A 15,299-nucleotide genomic window follows, 5' to 3' on the forward strand; every position below is an offset into this window, starting at 1 on the left:
CCGATCCGCAATCCTCGCACTCGCAAAGAATTGAGACGAACCATGAGCACACTCGCACCCGCCGAGCAGGACCTCCTCGCCCGCGTCCCGCACGGCCTCTTCATCGGCGGACAGTGGACGGATGCCGAGGAGGGGCGCACCTTCGACGTGCGCGACCCCTCCACCGACCAGGTGATCGCGTCCATCGCCGACGCGACGCCGGCCGACGGCATCCTGGCGCTGGATGCGGCCGTCGCCGCGCAGGATGCGTGGGCCGCCACCGCCCCACGCACCCGCAGCGACATTCTGCGCCGGGCATGGGAGCTCGTGCAGGAGCACAAGGAGGATCTCGCGCTGCTGATGACGCTCGAGATGGGCAAGCCGCTCGCGGAGTCGCGCGGCGAGGTCGTCTACGGCGGCGAGTTCCTGCGCTGGTTCAGCGAGGAGGCCGTGCGCATCAGCGGTCGCTACGGCTCCAACCCGGAGGGCACCGGCCGCATGATCGTGTCGCAGCGCCCGGTCGGCCCGTCGTTCTTCATCACGCCGTGGAACTTCCCGTTCGCGATGGCCACACGCAAGATCGCTCCCGCGCTGGCGGCCGGCTGCACCGTCGTCGTCAAGCCCGCGGCGCTCACGCCGCTGACCACGATCTTCTTCGCGAAGCTGCTGGAGGAGGCCGGGCTGCCCGCCGGTGTCGTCAACATCGTGCAGACCTCGCGGTCCGGTGCGCTGTCGGCGCCGATCATCGCCGACCCCCGGCTGCGGAAGCTCTCGTTCACGGGCTCGACGCCGGTGGGCCAGAAGCTCATCGCGCAGGCGGCCCAGGGCGTGCTGCGGGTGTCGATGGAGCTGGGCGGCAACGCGCCGTTCGTCGTGTTCGAGGACGCGGACCTGGACAAGGCCGTGGACGGCGCGATCGCGGCGAAGTTCCGCAACATCGGCCAGGCCTGCACGGCCGCCAACCGCTTCATCGTGCACGAGTCCGTCGCGGAGGAGTTCGCGCGCCGGGTGGCCGAGCGCGTGCGGGCGATGAAGATCGGTCGCGGCACCGAGGACGGCGTCGTGATCGGCCCGCTGATCGACGCGGATGCCGTCGCCAAGGCGACGGAGCTGGTGGGGGATGCCGTGCAGCGCGGCGCCCGCGTGCTGGTCGGCGGCGGCGCGATCGAGGGGGAGGGCACGTTCTACGAGCCGACCGTCCTCGCCGACGTGGTCGCGGGCAGCGACATCCTGCGCGAGGAGATCTTCGGGCCGGTGCTCGCGATCGCGCGGTTCTCGGACGAGGCCGAAGCCGTGCGCCTGGCCAACGACACCGAGTACGGGCTGGTCGGCTACGTGTTCACCGAGGACCTCGCCCGCGGTCACCGGATGATCGATGCGCTCGAGACCGGCATGATGGGCCTGAACGTGGGAGTGATCTCCAACGCCGCAGCCCCCTTCGGCGGTGTCAAGCAGTCGGGCATCGGCCGCGAGGGCGGTGCCGAGGGCATCCACGAGTACCTGTCCACCAAGTACACCCTCCTCCCCAACAGCTGACCCCGACGAGAGGAACCGACATGACCGACTACGCCGTCGTCAATCCGGCCACGGGTGAGACCGTCGCCACGTACGACACTTTCACGGACGCGCAGATCGACGACGCCGTCGGGCGTGCGGCATCCGCCGCCACGACCTGGGCGGCGGTCCCGCCCGCCGAGCGCGCGACCGTCATCCGTCACATCGCCGAGCTGCACCGCGAGCGCAAGGACGAGCTCGGCGCGATCATCGTGCGCGAGATGGGCAAGCCCATCGCCGCCGCGGTCGGCGAGGTGGAGTTCGCCGCGGACATCATCGAGTTCTACGCCGACAACATCGAGAAGATCACCGCCGACCGTCCGCTCGACATCCTCGGCGACGGGACGGCGGTGGTGCGCCGTGCCCCACTGGGGGCGCTGCTGGGCATCATGCCGTGGAACTTCCCGGCGTATCAGGTGGCGCGCTTCGCGGCCCCCAACCTCGCGATCGGCAACACCATCATCCTCAAGCACGCCCCGCAGTGCCCGGAGTCGGCGGCCGCCCTCGAGGCGATCTACGGGGACGCGGGTCTGCCCGACGGCGGCTACGTGAACGTGTACGCCACCAACGAGCAGGCGGCGGACATCATCGCCGACCCGCGCGTGCACGGCGTCTCGGTGACGGGCTCCGAGCGCGCCGGCGCCGCCGTGGCCGAGGTGGCCGGACGCAACCTCAAGAAGGTCGCGCTGGAGCTGGGCGGGTCCGACCCGTTCATCGTGCTGTCCACGTCCGACCTGGACGCGGTCGTGCAGAACGCCGTCGACGCGCGACTGGACAACAACGGCCAGTCCTGCAACGGCGCCAAGCGCTTCATCGTCGTGGACGGCTTGTACGAGGAGTTCACGGAGAAGTTCGTGGCCGCGCTCGCCGCCGTCTCGGCGGAGGACCCCACGCAGGAGGACACCGTGCTCGGGCCGCTGTCGTCGGAGGCGGCGGCCGAGCGGCTGCAGGAGCAGATCGACACCGCGGTGGCGCAGGGCGCGACGCTGCTGACCGGCGGCACGAGAGAGGGCACGTTCTTCGCACCGACCGTGCTGGCCGATGTGACGCCGGAGATGGACGTGTACCGCGAGGAGTTGTTCGGGCCCGCGGCGGTCGTGTACCGCGTCGCCGACGAGGACGCCGCCGTGGCGCTCGCCAACGACACCTCCTTCGGGCTGGGATCGTACGTCTTCACGACCGACGCCGAGCAGGCCGAGCGCGTGGCCGATCGCATCGAGGCGGGGATGGTGTACGTCAATCTTGTGCTCGCCGACAGCCCCGAGCTGCCCTTCGGCGGCGTCAAGCGCAGCGGCACCTCCCGCGAGTTGGGCCTGCTGGCCGCCGACGAGTTCGTCAACAGGAAGCTCATCCGCAAGGCCTGACGGCTGCCGCGGCCGTGCGGTCGGCGGACCGCCCGCTGCTCTGCCGAGCCACCACCCTGTTCGCGAGCCACCATCGAGATCACCGCGATCCGCATGGTGGCTCGCGGGTCGGATGGTGGTTCGGTGACCGTGCGGGGCGGACGGGGGAGAGAGAGGATGGATCTGGCCCGCGGGGGCCTCGGCGCGGCATAGGCTCGGACCATGACCACCGTCGCAGAGAATATGGTCCGCACACTCCGCGCCAATGGCATCGACCGGGTCTACGGCATCCCGGGCGATTCGCTCAACGGATTCACGGACGCCCTCCGCAAGGACGGCACGATCCGCTGGGTGCACGTGCGCCATGAGGAGTCCGCGGCGTTCGCGGCCGCCGCCGACGCCGCCCTCACCGGTGATCTCGCCGTGGTCGCCGGCTCCTGCGGGCCCGGAAACCTGCACCTGATCAACGGGCTGTACGACGCCAACCGCTCCCGCGTCCCCGTGCTCGCGATCGCCGCCCACATCCCGACGGTCGAGATCGGCACGGGTTACTTCCAGGAGACCCATCCGCAGGAGCTCTTCCGCGAGTGCAGCGTGTACGTCGAGTACGTCGCCGACCCGTCCCAGATGCCGCGCCTGATGGAGGTCGCCATGCGCGCGGCCGTCGAGCAGCGCGGCGTGGCGGTGCTGGTCATCCCCGGCGACGTCGCCCTCGCCGACATCGCCGACGACCGCGCGGTCGAGATCCCGCGCGCGAACCCCGTCGTCACCCCGAGCCCGGCGGAGCTGGATCGGGCGGCGCAGCTGCTCAACGACTGCCGGCGGGTGACGATCCTCGCCGGCGCCGGAGTCGAGGGCGCGCACGACGAGGTCATCGCACTGGCGGACCGCCTGGCGGCGCCCATCGTCCACGCGCTGCGCGGCAAGGAGCACATCGAGTACGACAATCCCTTCGACGTCGGGATGACCGGTCTGCTGGGATTCGCCTCGGGCTATCGCGCGATGGAGGATGCCGAGACCCTCCTGATCCTGGGGTCCGATTTCCCGTACGCGCAGTTCTATCCTGAGGGCGCGACGACCATCCAGGTGGACATCCGCGGCGAGCAGCTGGGCAGACGGCATCCGCTCGACCTGGGCCTGGTGGGCGATGTCCAGGCGACGGTCCAGGCGCTGATGCCGCGCCTGACGGCGAAGACCGACCGCGCACACCTCGATGACGCTCTCGCACACTACCGCAGGACTCGCGCGAAGCTCGACGACCTGGCGGTGCCCGCCCGGGGCAGCGCGCCGATCCACCCGCAGTACCTCGCCCGCCTCCTCGATGAGGCGGCCGCATCGGACGCGATCCTCACCGCGGATGTGGGCTCTCCGACGGTGTGGGCCGCACGCTACTTCACCATGACGCCGAAGCGCCGTCTGATCGGATCGTTCACTCACGGCTCGATGGCCAACGCCCTCCTGCACGCGATCGGCGCGCAGACCGCGCGCCCCGGTCAGCAGGTGATCGCGCTCGCCGGGGACGGCGGACTGGCGATGATGCTGGGCGAGCTCATCACCCTCACTCAGAACCGGCTGCCGGTGAAGACCATCGTGGTCAACAACTCCTCGCTCAACTTCGTCGAGCTGGAGATGAAGGCCGCCGGCTTCGTCACCTACGGCACCGACCTGGACAACCCCGACTTCGCGGCCGTCGCGCAGGCGCTGGGAATCTTCGCCAGGCGCGTCGAGCGCTCCGAGGACCTGCCCGCCGCCGTCGCCGAGGTGCTCGCTCACGACGGGCCGGCACTGCTGGACGTCGTGACCGAGCGGCAGGAGCTGTCGATGCCGCCGTCGATCACCGCCGAACAGGTGAAGGGCTTCGCGCTCTACGCGATCCGTACCGTGATGTCCGGGCGCGGCGATGAGCTGCTCGACCTCGCGAAGGCCAATTGGCGCCAGCTGTTCTGAGACGGACCGTCCCCGAGCCACCACCCTGTTCGCGAGCCACCATCGAGATCACTGCGATCCGTATGGTGGCTCGCTGGTTGCGTGGTGGCTCGGCGGCGGGGTCGGCGGACGGTTCGGTGACTCGGCGGCTCGCGGCGGAACGGGGACGACAGGCCGTGCGACTCACGCGGGATGTCGGCCCGGTTCGGCCGAGGGGATCGGATGCCGTACACTTGGAGGGCAGTTGTCTGCATCCTTCACCGTGCCCTCCCGGCATGCGGAGGGCGCGGACCCAGGGGCCATTCGGTCTCTAGGGCGGTAGCTCAATTGGCAGAGCAGCGGTCTCCAAAACCGCAGGTTGCAGGTTCGATTCCTGTCCGCCCTGCGCGTCAGCGCACACGCTGACTCACGAAAGGTACAGGCAGGATGGATCAGGACGACGTTCGCGGCGACAGCGTCGCAGCAGGCCCGTATTCCCTGCGTGACAAGCAGCTGGGCTTCTTCGGGCGGATAGCGCTGTTCTTCCGCCAGGTGATCAGCGAGCTGCGCAAGGTCGTCACCCCGACTCGCAAGGAGCTCATCAAGTTCACCGTCGTGGTGCTCGTGTTCGTCCTGATCGTGATGGGTCTGGTCTACGGCTTCGACTCGCTGTTCGGCTACGTGACTCATCTCGTGTTCGGGGTCCCCGGCAGTTGACGCACCCTTCGACGGGCGTGGGAACCACCTGCCGGACCGTCGAGTGAACGGAAAGAAGCAACGTGTCTGAACGATATTCCGACGATGCCGACTGGGCCACCGCCGCTGAGCAGTCCAGCGAGGAGGACGAGTCCCAGGAGGGTAACATCCTCGCCGAGCAGCAGGAGGCGTCCTCGTCGGCGGAGACGGTCGCCCTGCACGTCGAGGGTGGGACCGGCTCCGATGAGGAGTACGACGATGACACGGACGACATCGAAATCGAAGACCCGGAGGCGGACGCGATCGTGAACGACGCTCTCAACCTGGACCAAGCGGCTGAGTCTGAAGCGGCCGCCGAGGTCCTCAATGACGCTGTGGCGGAGGAAATCGCTGAAGAGGAGGCATCCGCGGCCGAGGCGGTGACGCCGTACGACGGGCCCGAGCCCGACGCTCAGCAGGCCGACGAGACCGAGGGCTCCGACGAGACGGATGCCGAGGATGCGCCGGTCGAGGAGGACCCGTATGAGGCCTTCAAGATGGACCTGCGGATGCTGCCGGGCAAGTGGTATGTCATCCACTCCTACGCGGGCTTCGAGCGCAAGGTGAAGGCCAACCTCGAGCAGCGCAAGTCGACCCTCGAGGTCGAGGACGACATCTACCAGATCGAGGTCCCCATGGAGGACGTCGTCGAGATCAAGAACGGCCAGCGCAAGATGGTCACCCGCGTGCGCATCCCCGGCTACGTGCTGGTGCGCATGGAGCTCAACGAGGACACCTGGTCGGTCGTGCGCCACACCCCGGGTGTGACCGGCTTCGTGGGCAACGCCCACAACCCGACCCCGCTGCGCTTCGACGAGGCGTTCAACATGCTCAAGCCGCTGGTCGAGGTCAAGGACGTCCCCACGGCGAAGTCCATCGCCGCGAAGGGCGGTGTCGCCGTGGCTCGTCCCATGGCCGCGGAGGTCGACTTCGAGGTCGGCGAGACCATCACGATCAAGGAGGGCTCGTTCGCGGGCCTTCCCGGCACGATCAGCGAGATCAACGCCGCCGCGGGCAAGCTCACCGTACTCGTGTCGCTGTTCGAGCGCGAGACTCCGGTGGAGCTCGCCTTCGAGCAGGTCACCAAGATGCTGTGACGCGCGCGGGCCGCTGAGCCCGTCGACGCGCGGAGGCCGTCTGGCCGCACGAGCTGTGCGACGAGCTGCGCCGGATCGGGGAGTGGATCGCGGCGACGCATCCGGATGCATGACCATCCGAGCCGCGCCGATCGGGTAGACTCCTATGGTTTGTGCGTCGCTTCGGTGCGCACGAACGGCACCGCGGTCCGGAGATGCCGGATCTGCGGGAGAGGGATGCCCACGGCATCCGCTCGATGAAAGGAAAGAGAATGGCACCCAAGAAGAAGGTGACCGGCCTGATCAAGCTTCAGATCAACGCCGGTGCGGCCAACCCGGCGCCGCCGATCGGACCCGCCCTGGGTCAGCACGGCGTCAACATCATGGAGTTCTGCAAGGCGTACAACGCCGCGACGGAGTCGCAGCGCGGCAACGTCATCCCCGTGGAGATCACCGTCTACGAGGACCGCAGCTTCACCTTCATCCTGAAGACCCCGCCGGCGGCTGAACTGATCAAGAAGGCGGCAGGCGTGGCCAAGGGCTCGGCCACCCCGCACACCGTCAAGGTGGCGAAGATCACGGCGGAGCAGGTCCGTCAGATCGCCGAGCAGAAGCAGGCCGACCTGAATGCGAACGACATCGACGCCGCGTCGAAGATCGTCGCCGGAACCGCCCGCTCGATGGGCATCACGGTCGAGGGCTGAGGGAGATAACGATGGCTACCAAGTCCAAGGCATACCGCAACGCAGTCGCGAAGATCGAGGCCGACCGCTTCTACACTCCGACCGAGGCCGTCGCGCTCGCGAAGGAGACCGGCTCGGCGAAGTTCGACTCGACCGTCGAGGTCGCCCTCAAGCTCGCCGTCGACCCGCGCAAGGCCGACCAGATGGTGCGCGGCACCGTCATGCTCCCGCACGGCACCGGTAAGACCGCCCGCGTCATCGTGTTCGCGAACGGTCCGGCCGCCGAGGCCGCCATCGCCGCGGGCGCCGACGAGGTCGGCAGCACCGAGCTCATCGAGAAGGTCGCCGGTGGGTGGACCGACTTCGACGCCGCCGTCGCGACCCCTGAGCTCATGGGCCAGGTCGGACGTCTCGGCAAGGTGCTCGGCCCGCGCGGTCTGATGCCCAACCCGAAGACCGGCACCGTGACCCCCAACCCGGCCAAGGCCGTCGAGGAGATCAAGGGCGGCAAGATCGAGTTCCGCGTCGACAAGCACGCCAACGTGCACTTCATCGTGGGCAAGGCCTCCTTCACCGCCGAGCAGCTGAACGAGAACATCTCGGTCGCCCTCGACGAGATCGTGCGTCTGAAGCCCGCGAGCGCGAAGGGCCGCTACATCCAGAAGGGCGCCGTGTCGACCACGTTCGGCCCCGGCATCCCGCTGGACGTCAACGCCATCTGAGTCGAGTCGCAGAGAGGCCCTCGCCGCAGGCGGGGGCCTCTCCGCGTTCGGCGGAGAGCCACCGCAGTCGTCCGGGCGTCACCCGGCGTCATGAGACGCCGGGTGATGGACCACGGTGCGTACTGTGGCTGGATACCACCCCCATCATCGCGCCCATCGCTCGCAGCCCGAGCCCGCGCATCGTCACCCCAGGAGGGCAACCACCCATGTCCCGTCGCCTCGTCTCCGTCGCCGCCGTCGTCATCGCGACCGTCACGGCATTGACCGGCTGCTCCACGACCGCAGCGCCCGCCGGCCCCGCGTCGGTCGGCGCCTCCGGCGGCGACTACGGGCTCGTCAGGGCCGGTGTGCTGACGGTCGCCACAGAGGGGACCTATCGGCCGTTCAGCTTCCACGCGGACGGCGGGGCGGGCGAACTCACCGGCTTCGACGTGGAGATCATCACGGCGGTGGCCGAGAAGCTCGACCTGAAGGTCGATTTCCAGGAGACGCAGTGGGATGCCATCTTCGCAGGGTTGGACGCCGGGCGGTTCGACGTCATCGCCAACCAGGTCACGATCAACGACGAGCGCGAGGCCAAGTATCTCTTCAGCGAGCCGTACACCGTCTCGCCGGGCGTCATCGTCGTCGCCGATGACGACGATTCGATCAGCTCCTTCTCCGACCTCGCGGGCAGAACCGCAGCGCAGTCGCTCACGAGCAACTGGAACGATCTGGCGATCGAATCCGGGGCGAAGGTCGAGGCCGTCGACGGGTGGGCGCAGGCCGTCGCGCTGCTGCGCCAGGGGCGCGTGGATGCGACCATCAACGACAAGCTCACCTTCCTCGACTATGAGACCACCGACGGGCCGACCGGCCTGAAGATCGCCGCGGAGACCGAGGATGCCGGTGAGCAGGCGTTCGCGTTCCTGAAGGATCGCACCGCGCTGGCCACGGCGGTCGACGGTGCACTGGACGAGCTGCGCGCGGACGGCACCCTCGCGAAGATCAGCGAGCGGTACTTCGGCGCGGACGTCACGGAATGAGGTGAGCCGTCGATGGACGCCTGGCAGCTCTTCCTGAACTCCCTGGGGCCGATCGCCCTGGGCGGACTGTTGGGCACCATCCCGCTCGCCCTGGCGTCCTTCGCGGCGGGGCTGGTCATCGCGGTGCTCGTCGCGCTGATGCGGATCTCCGTCCGGCCCGTCGTCGCGGGCATCGCCAGGTTCTACATCTCCGTCATCCGCGGCACGCCGCTGCTCGTGCAGCTGTTCGTGATCTTCTACGGGATGCCGGCGCTGGGCATCCTCATCGACCCGTGGCCGAGCGCCATCATCGCGCTGTCACTGAACGTCGGCGGGTACGGGGCGGAGATCGTGCGAGCGGCCATCCTCTCGGTGCCGAAGGGGCAGTGGGAGGCGGCGTACACGGTCGGGATGAATCGCACCCGCACGCTGACGCGCGTCATCCTGCCGCAGGCGGCGAGAGTATCCGTGCCGCCGCTGTCGAACACCTTCATCTCGCTGGTGAAGGACACCTCCCTGGCCTCGACGATCCTCGTCACCGAGCTGTTCCGGCGGGCGGAGCAGATCGCGGCGTCGTCGTATCAGGTCATGGTCGTGTATCTGACCGCCGCGCTGGTCTACTGGGTGATCTGTCTCGTGCTGGCCGCGGGGCAGAGCGCGTTGGAGAGGAGGCTGGACCGCCATGTCTCCCACTGAGCGGATGCCGCTGCTGAGAGCCGCAGGACTGCACAAGAGCTTCGGCGACAACGAGGTGCTGCGGGGGATCGACCTGACGCTGCATCGCGGTGAGGTGGTCGTGCTGATCGGTCCGAGCGGGTCGGGCAAGACCACCGTGCTGCGCTCGCTGAACGGCCTGGAGACGCCGGACGGCGGATCGCTCGTGGTCGACGGCGGGGTCGACATCGACTTCTCCGTCCCGGTGACGCAGCGGCAGCGCTTCGCGTTGCGCGACCGCTCCGCGATGGTGTTCCAGAATCACAACCTGTTCCCGCACTTCACCGTCCTTCAGAACGTCATCGAGGGGCCCTGGCGGGTGCAGGGGCGGCCGAAGGACGAGGTGGTCGCCGAGGCCAGATCGCTGCTGGCGCGGGTGGGACTGGCGGATCGCGAGGACGCGCGCCCGCACGAGCTCTCCGGTGGTCAGCAGCAGCGCGTCGGCATCGTCCGCGCCCTCGCGCTGCACCCCGATCTGCTGCTGTTCGACGAGCCGACCAGTGCGCTGGACCCCGAGCTCGTCGGCGAGGTGCTGCGGGTCATCAAGGAGCTGGCCGACGAGGGATGGAGCATGGTGGTCGTCACCCACGAACTGAGCTTCGCGAAGGAGGCCGCCGACCGCGTGGTCTTCATGGACGGCGGTGTCGTCGTGGAGGAGGGCGCTCCTGCGCAGCTGTTCGGCGCCCCCGTCCAGGAGCGCACCCGGCGGTTCCTCGCGAGGATCATGCGCCCCCTCGACGGCGCCTGAGCCCGGGCTATCCCGTGACGGCCGGCAGGATCAGCGCGATCGCCAGCACGGCCATGATGACTGCGATGCCGCCATCGAGCATCCGCCATGCCCTGGGCGTGCGCAGCCAACGGCCGAGGTGACGGGCGCCGAAGCCCAGCCCGGTGAACCACAGGCAACTGGCGAGCACCGCCCCGGCGGCGAAGAGCCAGCGCGCGTCGCCGTGCGTGGCGGCGACGGACCCCAGCATGAGCACCGTGTCGAGGTACACGTGCGGGTTGAGCCAGGTCAGCGCGATGACCGTGGCGACGACGGGCATCAGCCGTGTGGTTGTCGCCGCCGCACGGGGTCGCGTCGTGGTGCGCACCGGTGCGGGGACGGATGCCGCGGACCCGGCCGGCACCGCCTCATGCGCGCCCGCATCGCCCTCGGCGTGCAGGCTGTCCTGCCCCCGCCAGGAGCGCAGCGCCGCCAGCAGGGCGTACGCGAGCAGGAACAGCGCACCGGCCCATCGTGCTGCGGCCAGGAGCCAGGGCGCCTGCTCCACGAGGAAGCCGAGCCCGGCGACGCCGGCGACGATGAGGACGGCATCGGAGGCCGTGCAGATCGCCACGACCGCCGGCACGTGCTCCCGCCGCAGGCCCTGCCGCAGCACGAACACGTTCTGCGCGCCGATCGCGACGATGAGTGAGAGGCCGAGACCGAGGCCGGCGAGGAAGCTGAGCACGCATCCACGCTAGGTGCAGGAGAACATGAAGTCCAGTGAAGATCACTGCATCAGCATTATCATGGCTTATGTGAGAATCGACGCGCAGCTCGCCGGCACTGTCGCGGCCGTCATCGATGAGGGCAGCTTCGACGCCGCCGCGCAGCGACTGCACATCACGCCGTCCGCCGTGAGTCAGCGCATCAAGGCCGTCGAGCAGCAGTTGGGTCGTGTGGTGGTCGTGCGCTCCCGTCCGGTGCGCGCCACCGAGGCCGGAGAGGCGCTGGTTCGACTGGCCCGGCAGGTGGAACTGCTCGAGCACGACGTGGTCGCCGCCTTCGGCCTCGGGGACACCGGTGACGGCGCGCGGCGCATCCGGGTCCCGGTCGCCGTGAACGCGGACTCGATGGCCACCTGGTTCCTGGCGCCGATCGCACGCATCGCGGCACGGCATCCGATCGACGTCGACCTGCATCGCGACGACCAGAACTACACCGCCCGCCTCCTCGAGTCCGGTGAGGTGATGGCCGCGGTCACCAGTGAGTCGGCTCCGGTGGGCGGGTGCCTCGTCACGCCGCTGGGCATGCTCGAGTACCGCCCGATGGCCTCCGCGGCATACATCCGGCGCTGGTTCCCGCAGGGTGCCACCGACGATGCGCTGCGAGAGGCGCCCTTCGTCGACTTCGATCGCCGGGATACCCTGCAGCATGACTGGCTGCGGGGCAGGGGGGTGGACCCGTGGCACGTGCCGCGGCACTACGTGCCGGCATCCCACGACTTCTCGCAGGCCGTGCGGCTGGGCCTGGGCTGGGGGCTCATCCCGATGCCGCAGGCCGGCGACGACCTCATCGACCTCGGCGGTCCCGCCACGAGGGTTCCGCTGCACTGGCAGCAGTGGAATCTGCGCTCCCCGCTGCTGGACGCCATCGCCGCCGAGGTGTCCGAGGAGGCGCGGCGGGTGCTCGCCCCGATGTGAGCGGCGCGGCCCGCGGGCTCAGTCCGTCAGCGCCAGCGCGCGGAACATGTCGCGCTCCCGCAGCGAGGTGCGGCTGCGAGGGGCGACTGGGCCGCGGTGGGGCGGTTCCTTGCCCGTCGTACGGTGGTACAGCTCGTCGATCAGTCGATCGGCCAGGCCCACCAGCCGCCGGATCTGCTTCTCGTCGCGGTCGATCCACACGCACCTGGGCTCGTCGTGCACGGGCTGGAAGTCGACGTGCTCCTCCCACACGAACAGCGTCCGTTCGGCGCCGAGGACGTACTGCTGCCACCAGACCTGGCGCAGATAGGTGCGGGGGATGGTGCGCCACGACTTGTTGGTCGTCTTGATCTCGGCGAGCAGCACGCGCCCCTCGCCGTCGAGACGGACGCCGTCGGGAGTGGCGAGGTGACGGGGCTCATGCTCGGAGCGGAACAGCGCCGACGACGGCAGGATGCCATGCGTGGCCGCGACCCAGGCGGCGATCTCCGGTTCGCGCCGCCTGCCGTGGTCGGTGTAGGCGTTGCCCCGGAAGTGCGGGCCCCGGCCGAGCTTGGCATCCGCCGCCCTGGCTATCGACGACTCCCCGGAGAGCCCGGCGACGTCCGTGGCGGTGATTCCGCGTGCCCGGGCGCGGAGCCAGTCGACCCGATCGCGCGAGTCCGCGATGATGCGGGCATCGAGTTCTTGCGGGGTCACCCCATGAGGCTACCCCGCGCGTCCGGCGCGGCCGGCCCGCACACGCCGCGTGCCGGTCCCGACGTCGGCTCCCGGCCGTGCCCGGGATGACCGGCAGTGCGGATTTGGGAGCGGTGGGCGGATGCCGTAGAATCGATGCCAACCGAAGACCGCCGGTCATCCTCGTGTGCGAGCACGAGGATCGAAGCACTGCTCAGCAGGGGCCCGCGCAGGTGTCATAGAGATTCTCTCCCGAGGAACATGCTCCGTGCGCTTGCGCCGGAGCTTTTCTGCTTTTCAGGCGGGGTGGTCGAGGTCGATGTCACGCAGCCGCGCGGCATCCGTACACGTTAGGAGTGACCATGGCGCAGAAGGATGCAACGGTTGCCGAGCTCACGAAGAACTTCGAGAACTCGAACGCCGTCCTGCTGACCGAGTACCGCGGTCTGACGGTCGCCCAGCTCAAGCAGCTGCGCGACAGCATCCGTCAGAACGCGGAGTACGCCGTGGTGAAGAACACGCTGACCAAGATCGCCGCCAACAACGCGGGGATCACGACGCTGGACGAGGACCTCACCGGTCCCTCGGCCGTCGCGTTCGTGCACGGTGACTTCGTCGCCACCGCCAAGGCCATGCGTGACTTCGCCAAGGACAACCCGCTTCTCGTGATCAAGGGCGGCATCTTCGAGGGCAAGACCCTCGACGCCGCCGAGGTCAGCAAGTACGCCTCCCTGGAGAGCCGCGAGGTTCTGCTGGCGAAGGCGGCGGGCATGATGAAGGCGACGATGGGCAAGGCCGCCGCCACCATCGACGCGCTTCGCGCAAAGCTGGAGACCGCAGAGGCCGCGTGAGCGACCGGCGACTCCCTCATACCACCCCCATCTGTTAGGAGAAACATCATGGCGAAGCTCACCACTGAGGAGCTGCTGGAGCAGTTTGCCGGTCTCACCCTCGTCGAGCTCAGCGAGTTCGTGAAGGCGTTCGAGGAGAAGTTCGAGGTCACCGCGGCCGCGCCCGTCGCCGTCGCCGGTGCCGCCGGCGGTGCCGGCGAGGCCGCCGCCGAGGAGGAGAAGGACTCGTTCGACGTCATCCTCGAGTCGGTCGGCGACAAGAAGATCCAGGTCATCAAGGCCGTCCGCGAGCTCACCTCGCTGGGCCTGGGCGAGGCCAAGGCCGTCGTCGACGGTGCGCCGAAGGCCGTCCTGGAGGGCGCCAACAAGGAGACCGCCGACAAGGCGAAGGAGACCCTCGAGGCCGCCGGCGCGACGGTCACCCTGAAGTAATCCCGTCGCACCGCGACGATTCGGCCGGAGGGCCCCGGGATCCGTCCCGGGGCCCTCCGCCGCACCTGCCGGACGGCCCGTGGCAGGCCCCCGAGAGCTCAGGCGCGCGGGACGGCGGTGGAGGAGCGCACGACGAGCTCGAAGGGCAGCAGCTGTTGGACGGGATCGGCATCCGGATCCTCGATGCGTCGCAGCAGCAGCGCGACGGCGGCGGCACCCTGTCCACGCGGATGCTGTCGCACGGTCGTCAGGGAGAACATCTCCGCATGCGCATGGTCGTCGATGCCCACCGCGCTCAGCTCCGCGGGGATGGAGAGGCCCAGCCGGCGGGCGGCGATGATCCCACCCACCGCGGCCTCGTCGCAGACGGCGACGAAGGCCGTCGGCCGCCGCCGCCGGTCGCCCAGCATCCGCACCCCCGCCTCGTAGCCGCCCGGCATGGTGGGGGCGCTGTCGATGTGGCGGATGTGCGCGGCGAGCCCCGCTGAGGTCATCGCCGCACGATACCCGGCGAGCCGTCGGTCATCGCCGAACGCATGCGTCGAGGCATCCGTCGTCCCGCCGAGGAAGGCGATCTCGCGGTGACCGAGGTCGATGAGATGCTCGGTCACCATGCGCGCGGCGGCGACGTCGTCGATCGCGACCGCGCTGCTGCCCGGACTGTATGCACCGATGCTCACCAGCGGCGAGTCGACCATGAGCAGCCGCTCGAGCTCGTGCGCACTGGGCTGGATGCCCACGGCGATGATGCCGTCCAGGCGTCGGTGGGGGAGCACCTCCTCGAACAGGCGCGCGCGCTCGGCGGTTCCCTCCCGGATCCCGTAGAGGACCAGATCGAGCCCCGAGCCCAGCAGCTCCTCCTGGATGCCGGCGAGGAGCTCGGCGAAGAACCAGCGGTCCAGAGCGGGCATGATCACCCCCACCGACATCGATCTGCCGGTGGCCAGGCTCGTCGCGGAGGAGTGCCCGATGTAGTCGAGCTCGGCGGCGGCGGCCCGCACCTTCGCGCGGGTGCGCTCGGAGGCGTAGCCGCGCCCGCTGAGGGCCCGACTCGCCGTCGCCTTGGACACGCCGGCGCGAGCTGCGACGTCGGCGATCGTGCTCATGACTCCTCCGTGGTGGGCTCCCGACAGCGTATCCGCATCTTCGAGTCGATGGAAACCGGTTCCACAGGTTAGTATTTGGGAGCGCTCCCAAACCCTGCATCACGTCTC

At 69.3% G+C, this 15,299-nt stretch carries 16 protein-coding genes and 1 tRNA gene; 14 read left to right on the top strand and 3 right to left on the bottom strand.

Translation table 11 applies throughout. From position 1 onward, the window contains the following. The first annotated feature begins 42 nt into the window (after positions 1 to 42). The 11 genes from ABD770_RS09385 (at position 43) to ABD770_RS09435 (ending at position 10,463) form a co-directional block, all read left to right on the top strand. Positions 43 to 1,515, top strand: coding sequence for an NAD-dependent succinate-semialdehyde dehydrogenase (locus tag ABD770_RS09385; protein ID WP_344819290.1), 1,473 nt, complete (start codon positions 43 to 45; stop codon positions 1,513 to 1,515). Between the two features lie 20 nt (positions 1,516 to 1,535). Then, positions 1,536 to 2,897 carry an NAD-dependent succinate-semialdehyde dehydrogenase gene (locus ABD770_RS09390; protein ID WP_344819291.1) on the top strand — a complete coding sequence of 454 codons (1,362 nt, stop codon included), beginning with the start codon at positions 1,536 to 1,538 and terminating at the stop codon, positions 2,895 to 2,897. A 201-nt stretch (positions 2,898 to 3,098) separates the two neighbouring features. Beyond that, a complete protein-coding gene (gene poxB, locus ABD770_RS09395) occupies positions 3,099 to 4,823 on the top strand; it encodes a ubiquinone-dependent pyruvate dehydrogenase (protein ID WP_344819292.1) in 1,725 nt (574 codons plus the stop codon). Between the two features lie 291 nt (positions 4,824 to 5,114). Then, positions 5,115 to 5,187 (top strand) — tRNA-Trp (locus ABD770_RS09400). Between the two features lie 41 nt (positions 5,188 to 5,228). Continuing rightward, entirely contained in the window at positions 5,229 to 5,498 is a 270-nt protein-coding gene (gene secE / locus ABD770_RS09405; protein WP_344819294.1) for a preprotein translocase subunit SecE, read from the top strand. A gap of 62 nt (positions 5,499 to 5,560) precedes the next feature. Further along, on the top strand, positions 5,561 to 6,613 hold the full coding sequence (nusG, locus tag ABD770_RS09410) for a transcription termination/antitermination protein NusG (RefSeq protein ID WP_344819295.1): 1,053 nt from the start codon (positions 5,561 to 5,563) through the stop codon (positions 6,611 to 6,613). A gap of 251 nt (positions 6,614 to 6,864) precedes the next feature. Then, complete coding sequence (rplK, locus tag ABD770_RS09415; protein WP_344819296.1) at positions 6,865 to 7,296, top strand: 50S ribosomal protein L11; 432 nt, start codon at positions 6,865 to 6,867, stop codon at positions 7,294 to 7,296. Positions 7,297 to 7,307: 11 nt separating this feature from the next. Beyond that, positions 7,308 to 7,997 (top strand): 50S ribosomal protein L1, encoded by a 690-nt coding sequence (gene rplA, locus ABD770_RS09420; RefSeq protein ID WP_344819297.1) that lies wholly within the window; start codon positions 7,308 to 7,310, stop codon positions 7,995 to 7,997. A 206-nt stretch (positions 7,998 to 8,203) separates the two neighbouring features. Further along, positions 8,204 to 9,022: an amino acid ABC transporter substrate-binding protein gene (locus tag ABD770_RS09425; RefSeq protein ID WP_344819298.1), complete on the top strand. Its 819-nt coding sequence runs from the start codon at positions 8,204 to 8,206 to the stop codon at positions 9,020 to 9,022. Positions 9,023 to 9,034: 12 nt separating this feature from the next. Further along, positions 9,035 to 9,697, top strand: a complete 663-nt coding sequence (locus ABD770_RS09430; RefSeq protein WP_344819299.1) for an amino acid ABC transporter permease — start codon at positions 9,035 to 9,037, stop codon at positions 9,695 to 9,697. Next, positions 9,684 to 10,463: an amino acid ABC transporter ATP-binding protein gene (locus ABD770_RS09435; protein WP_344819301.1), complete on the top strand. Its 780-nt coding sequence runs from the start codon at positions 9,684 to 9,686 to the stop codon at positions 10,461 to 10,463. Before ABD770_RS09430 ends, ABD770_RS09435 begins: the two co-directional genes overlap by 14 nt. Positions 10,464 to 10,470: 7 nt before the next feature. Here ABD770_RS09435 and ABD770_RS09440 read toward each other — a convergent pair whose 3' ends face one another. Then, positions 10,471 to 11,169 carry a LysE/ArgO family amino acid transporter gene (locus tag ABD770_RS09440; RefSeq protein WP_344819302.1) on the bottom strand — a complete coding sequence of 233 codons (699 nt, stop codon included), beginning with the start codon at positions 11,167 to 11,169 and terminating at the stop codon, positions 10,471 to 10,473. A gap of 70 nt (positions 11,170 to 11,239) precedes the next feature. Here ABD770_RS09440 and ABD770_RS09445 point away from each other — a divergent pair, with 70 nt between their 5' ends. Further along, positions 11,240 to 12,124 (top strand): LysR family transcriptional regulator ArgP, encoded by an 885-nt coding sequence (locus tag ABD770_RS09445; protein ID WP_425562762.1) that lies wholly within the window; start codon positions 11,240 to 11,242, stop codon positions 12,122 to 12,124. Positions 12,125 to 12,142: 18 nt separating this feature from the next. On the opposite strand, the gene ABD770_RS09450 is transcribed toward ABD770_RS09445, so the two are convergent. Beyond that, positions 12,143 to 12,823, bottom strand: a complete 681-nt coding sequence (locus ABD770_RS09450) for a YqaJ viral recombinase family protein (RefSeq protein WP_344819304.1) — start codon at positions 12,821 to 12,823, stop codon at positions 12,143 to 12,145. A 341-nt stretch (positions 12,824 to 13,164) separates the two neighbouring features. Here ABD770_RS09450 and rplJ point away from each other — a divergent pair, with 341 nt between their 5' ends. Next, positions 13,165 to 13,653: a 50S ribosomal protein L10 gene (gene rplJ, locus ABD770_RS09455; RefSeq protein ID WP_344819305.1), complete on the top strand. Its 489-nt coding sequence runs from the start codon at positions 13,165 to 13,167 to the stop codon at positions 13,651 to 13,653. A gap of 48 nt (positions 13,654 to 13,701) precedes the next feature. Then, complete coding sequence (gene rplL, locus ABD770_RS09460) at positions 13,702 to 14,085, top strand: 50S ribosomal protein L7/L12 (protein WP_344819306.1); 384 nt, start codon at positions 13,702 to 13,704, stop codon at positions 14,083 to 14,085. A 98-nt stretch (positions 14,086 to 14,183) separates the two neighbouring features. Here rplL and ABD770_RS09465 read toward each other — a convergent pair whose 3' ends face one another. Next, positions 14,184 to 15,191, bottom strand: a complete 1,008-nt coding sequence (locus ABD770_RS09465; RefSeq protein WP_344819307.1) for a LacI family DNA-binding transcriptional regulator — start codon at positions 15,189 to 15,191, stop codon at positions 14,184 to 14,186. Between the last annotated feature and the right edge of the window lie 108 nt (positions 15,192 to 15,299).

It is taken from the genome of Microbacterium soli, assembly GCF_039539005.1.
GTDB classification, from domain to species: domain Bacteria; phylum Actinomycetota; class Actinomycetes; order Actinomycetales; family Microbacteriaceae; genus Microbacterium; species Microbacterium soli.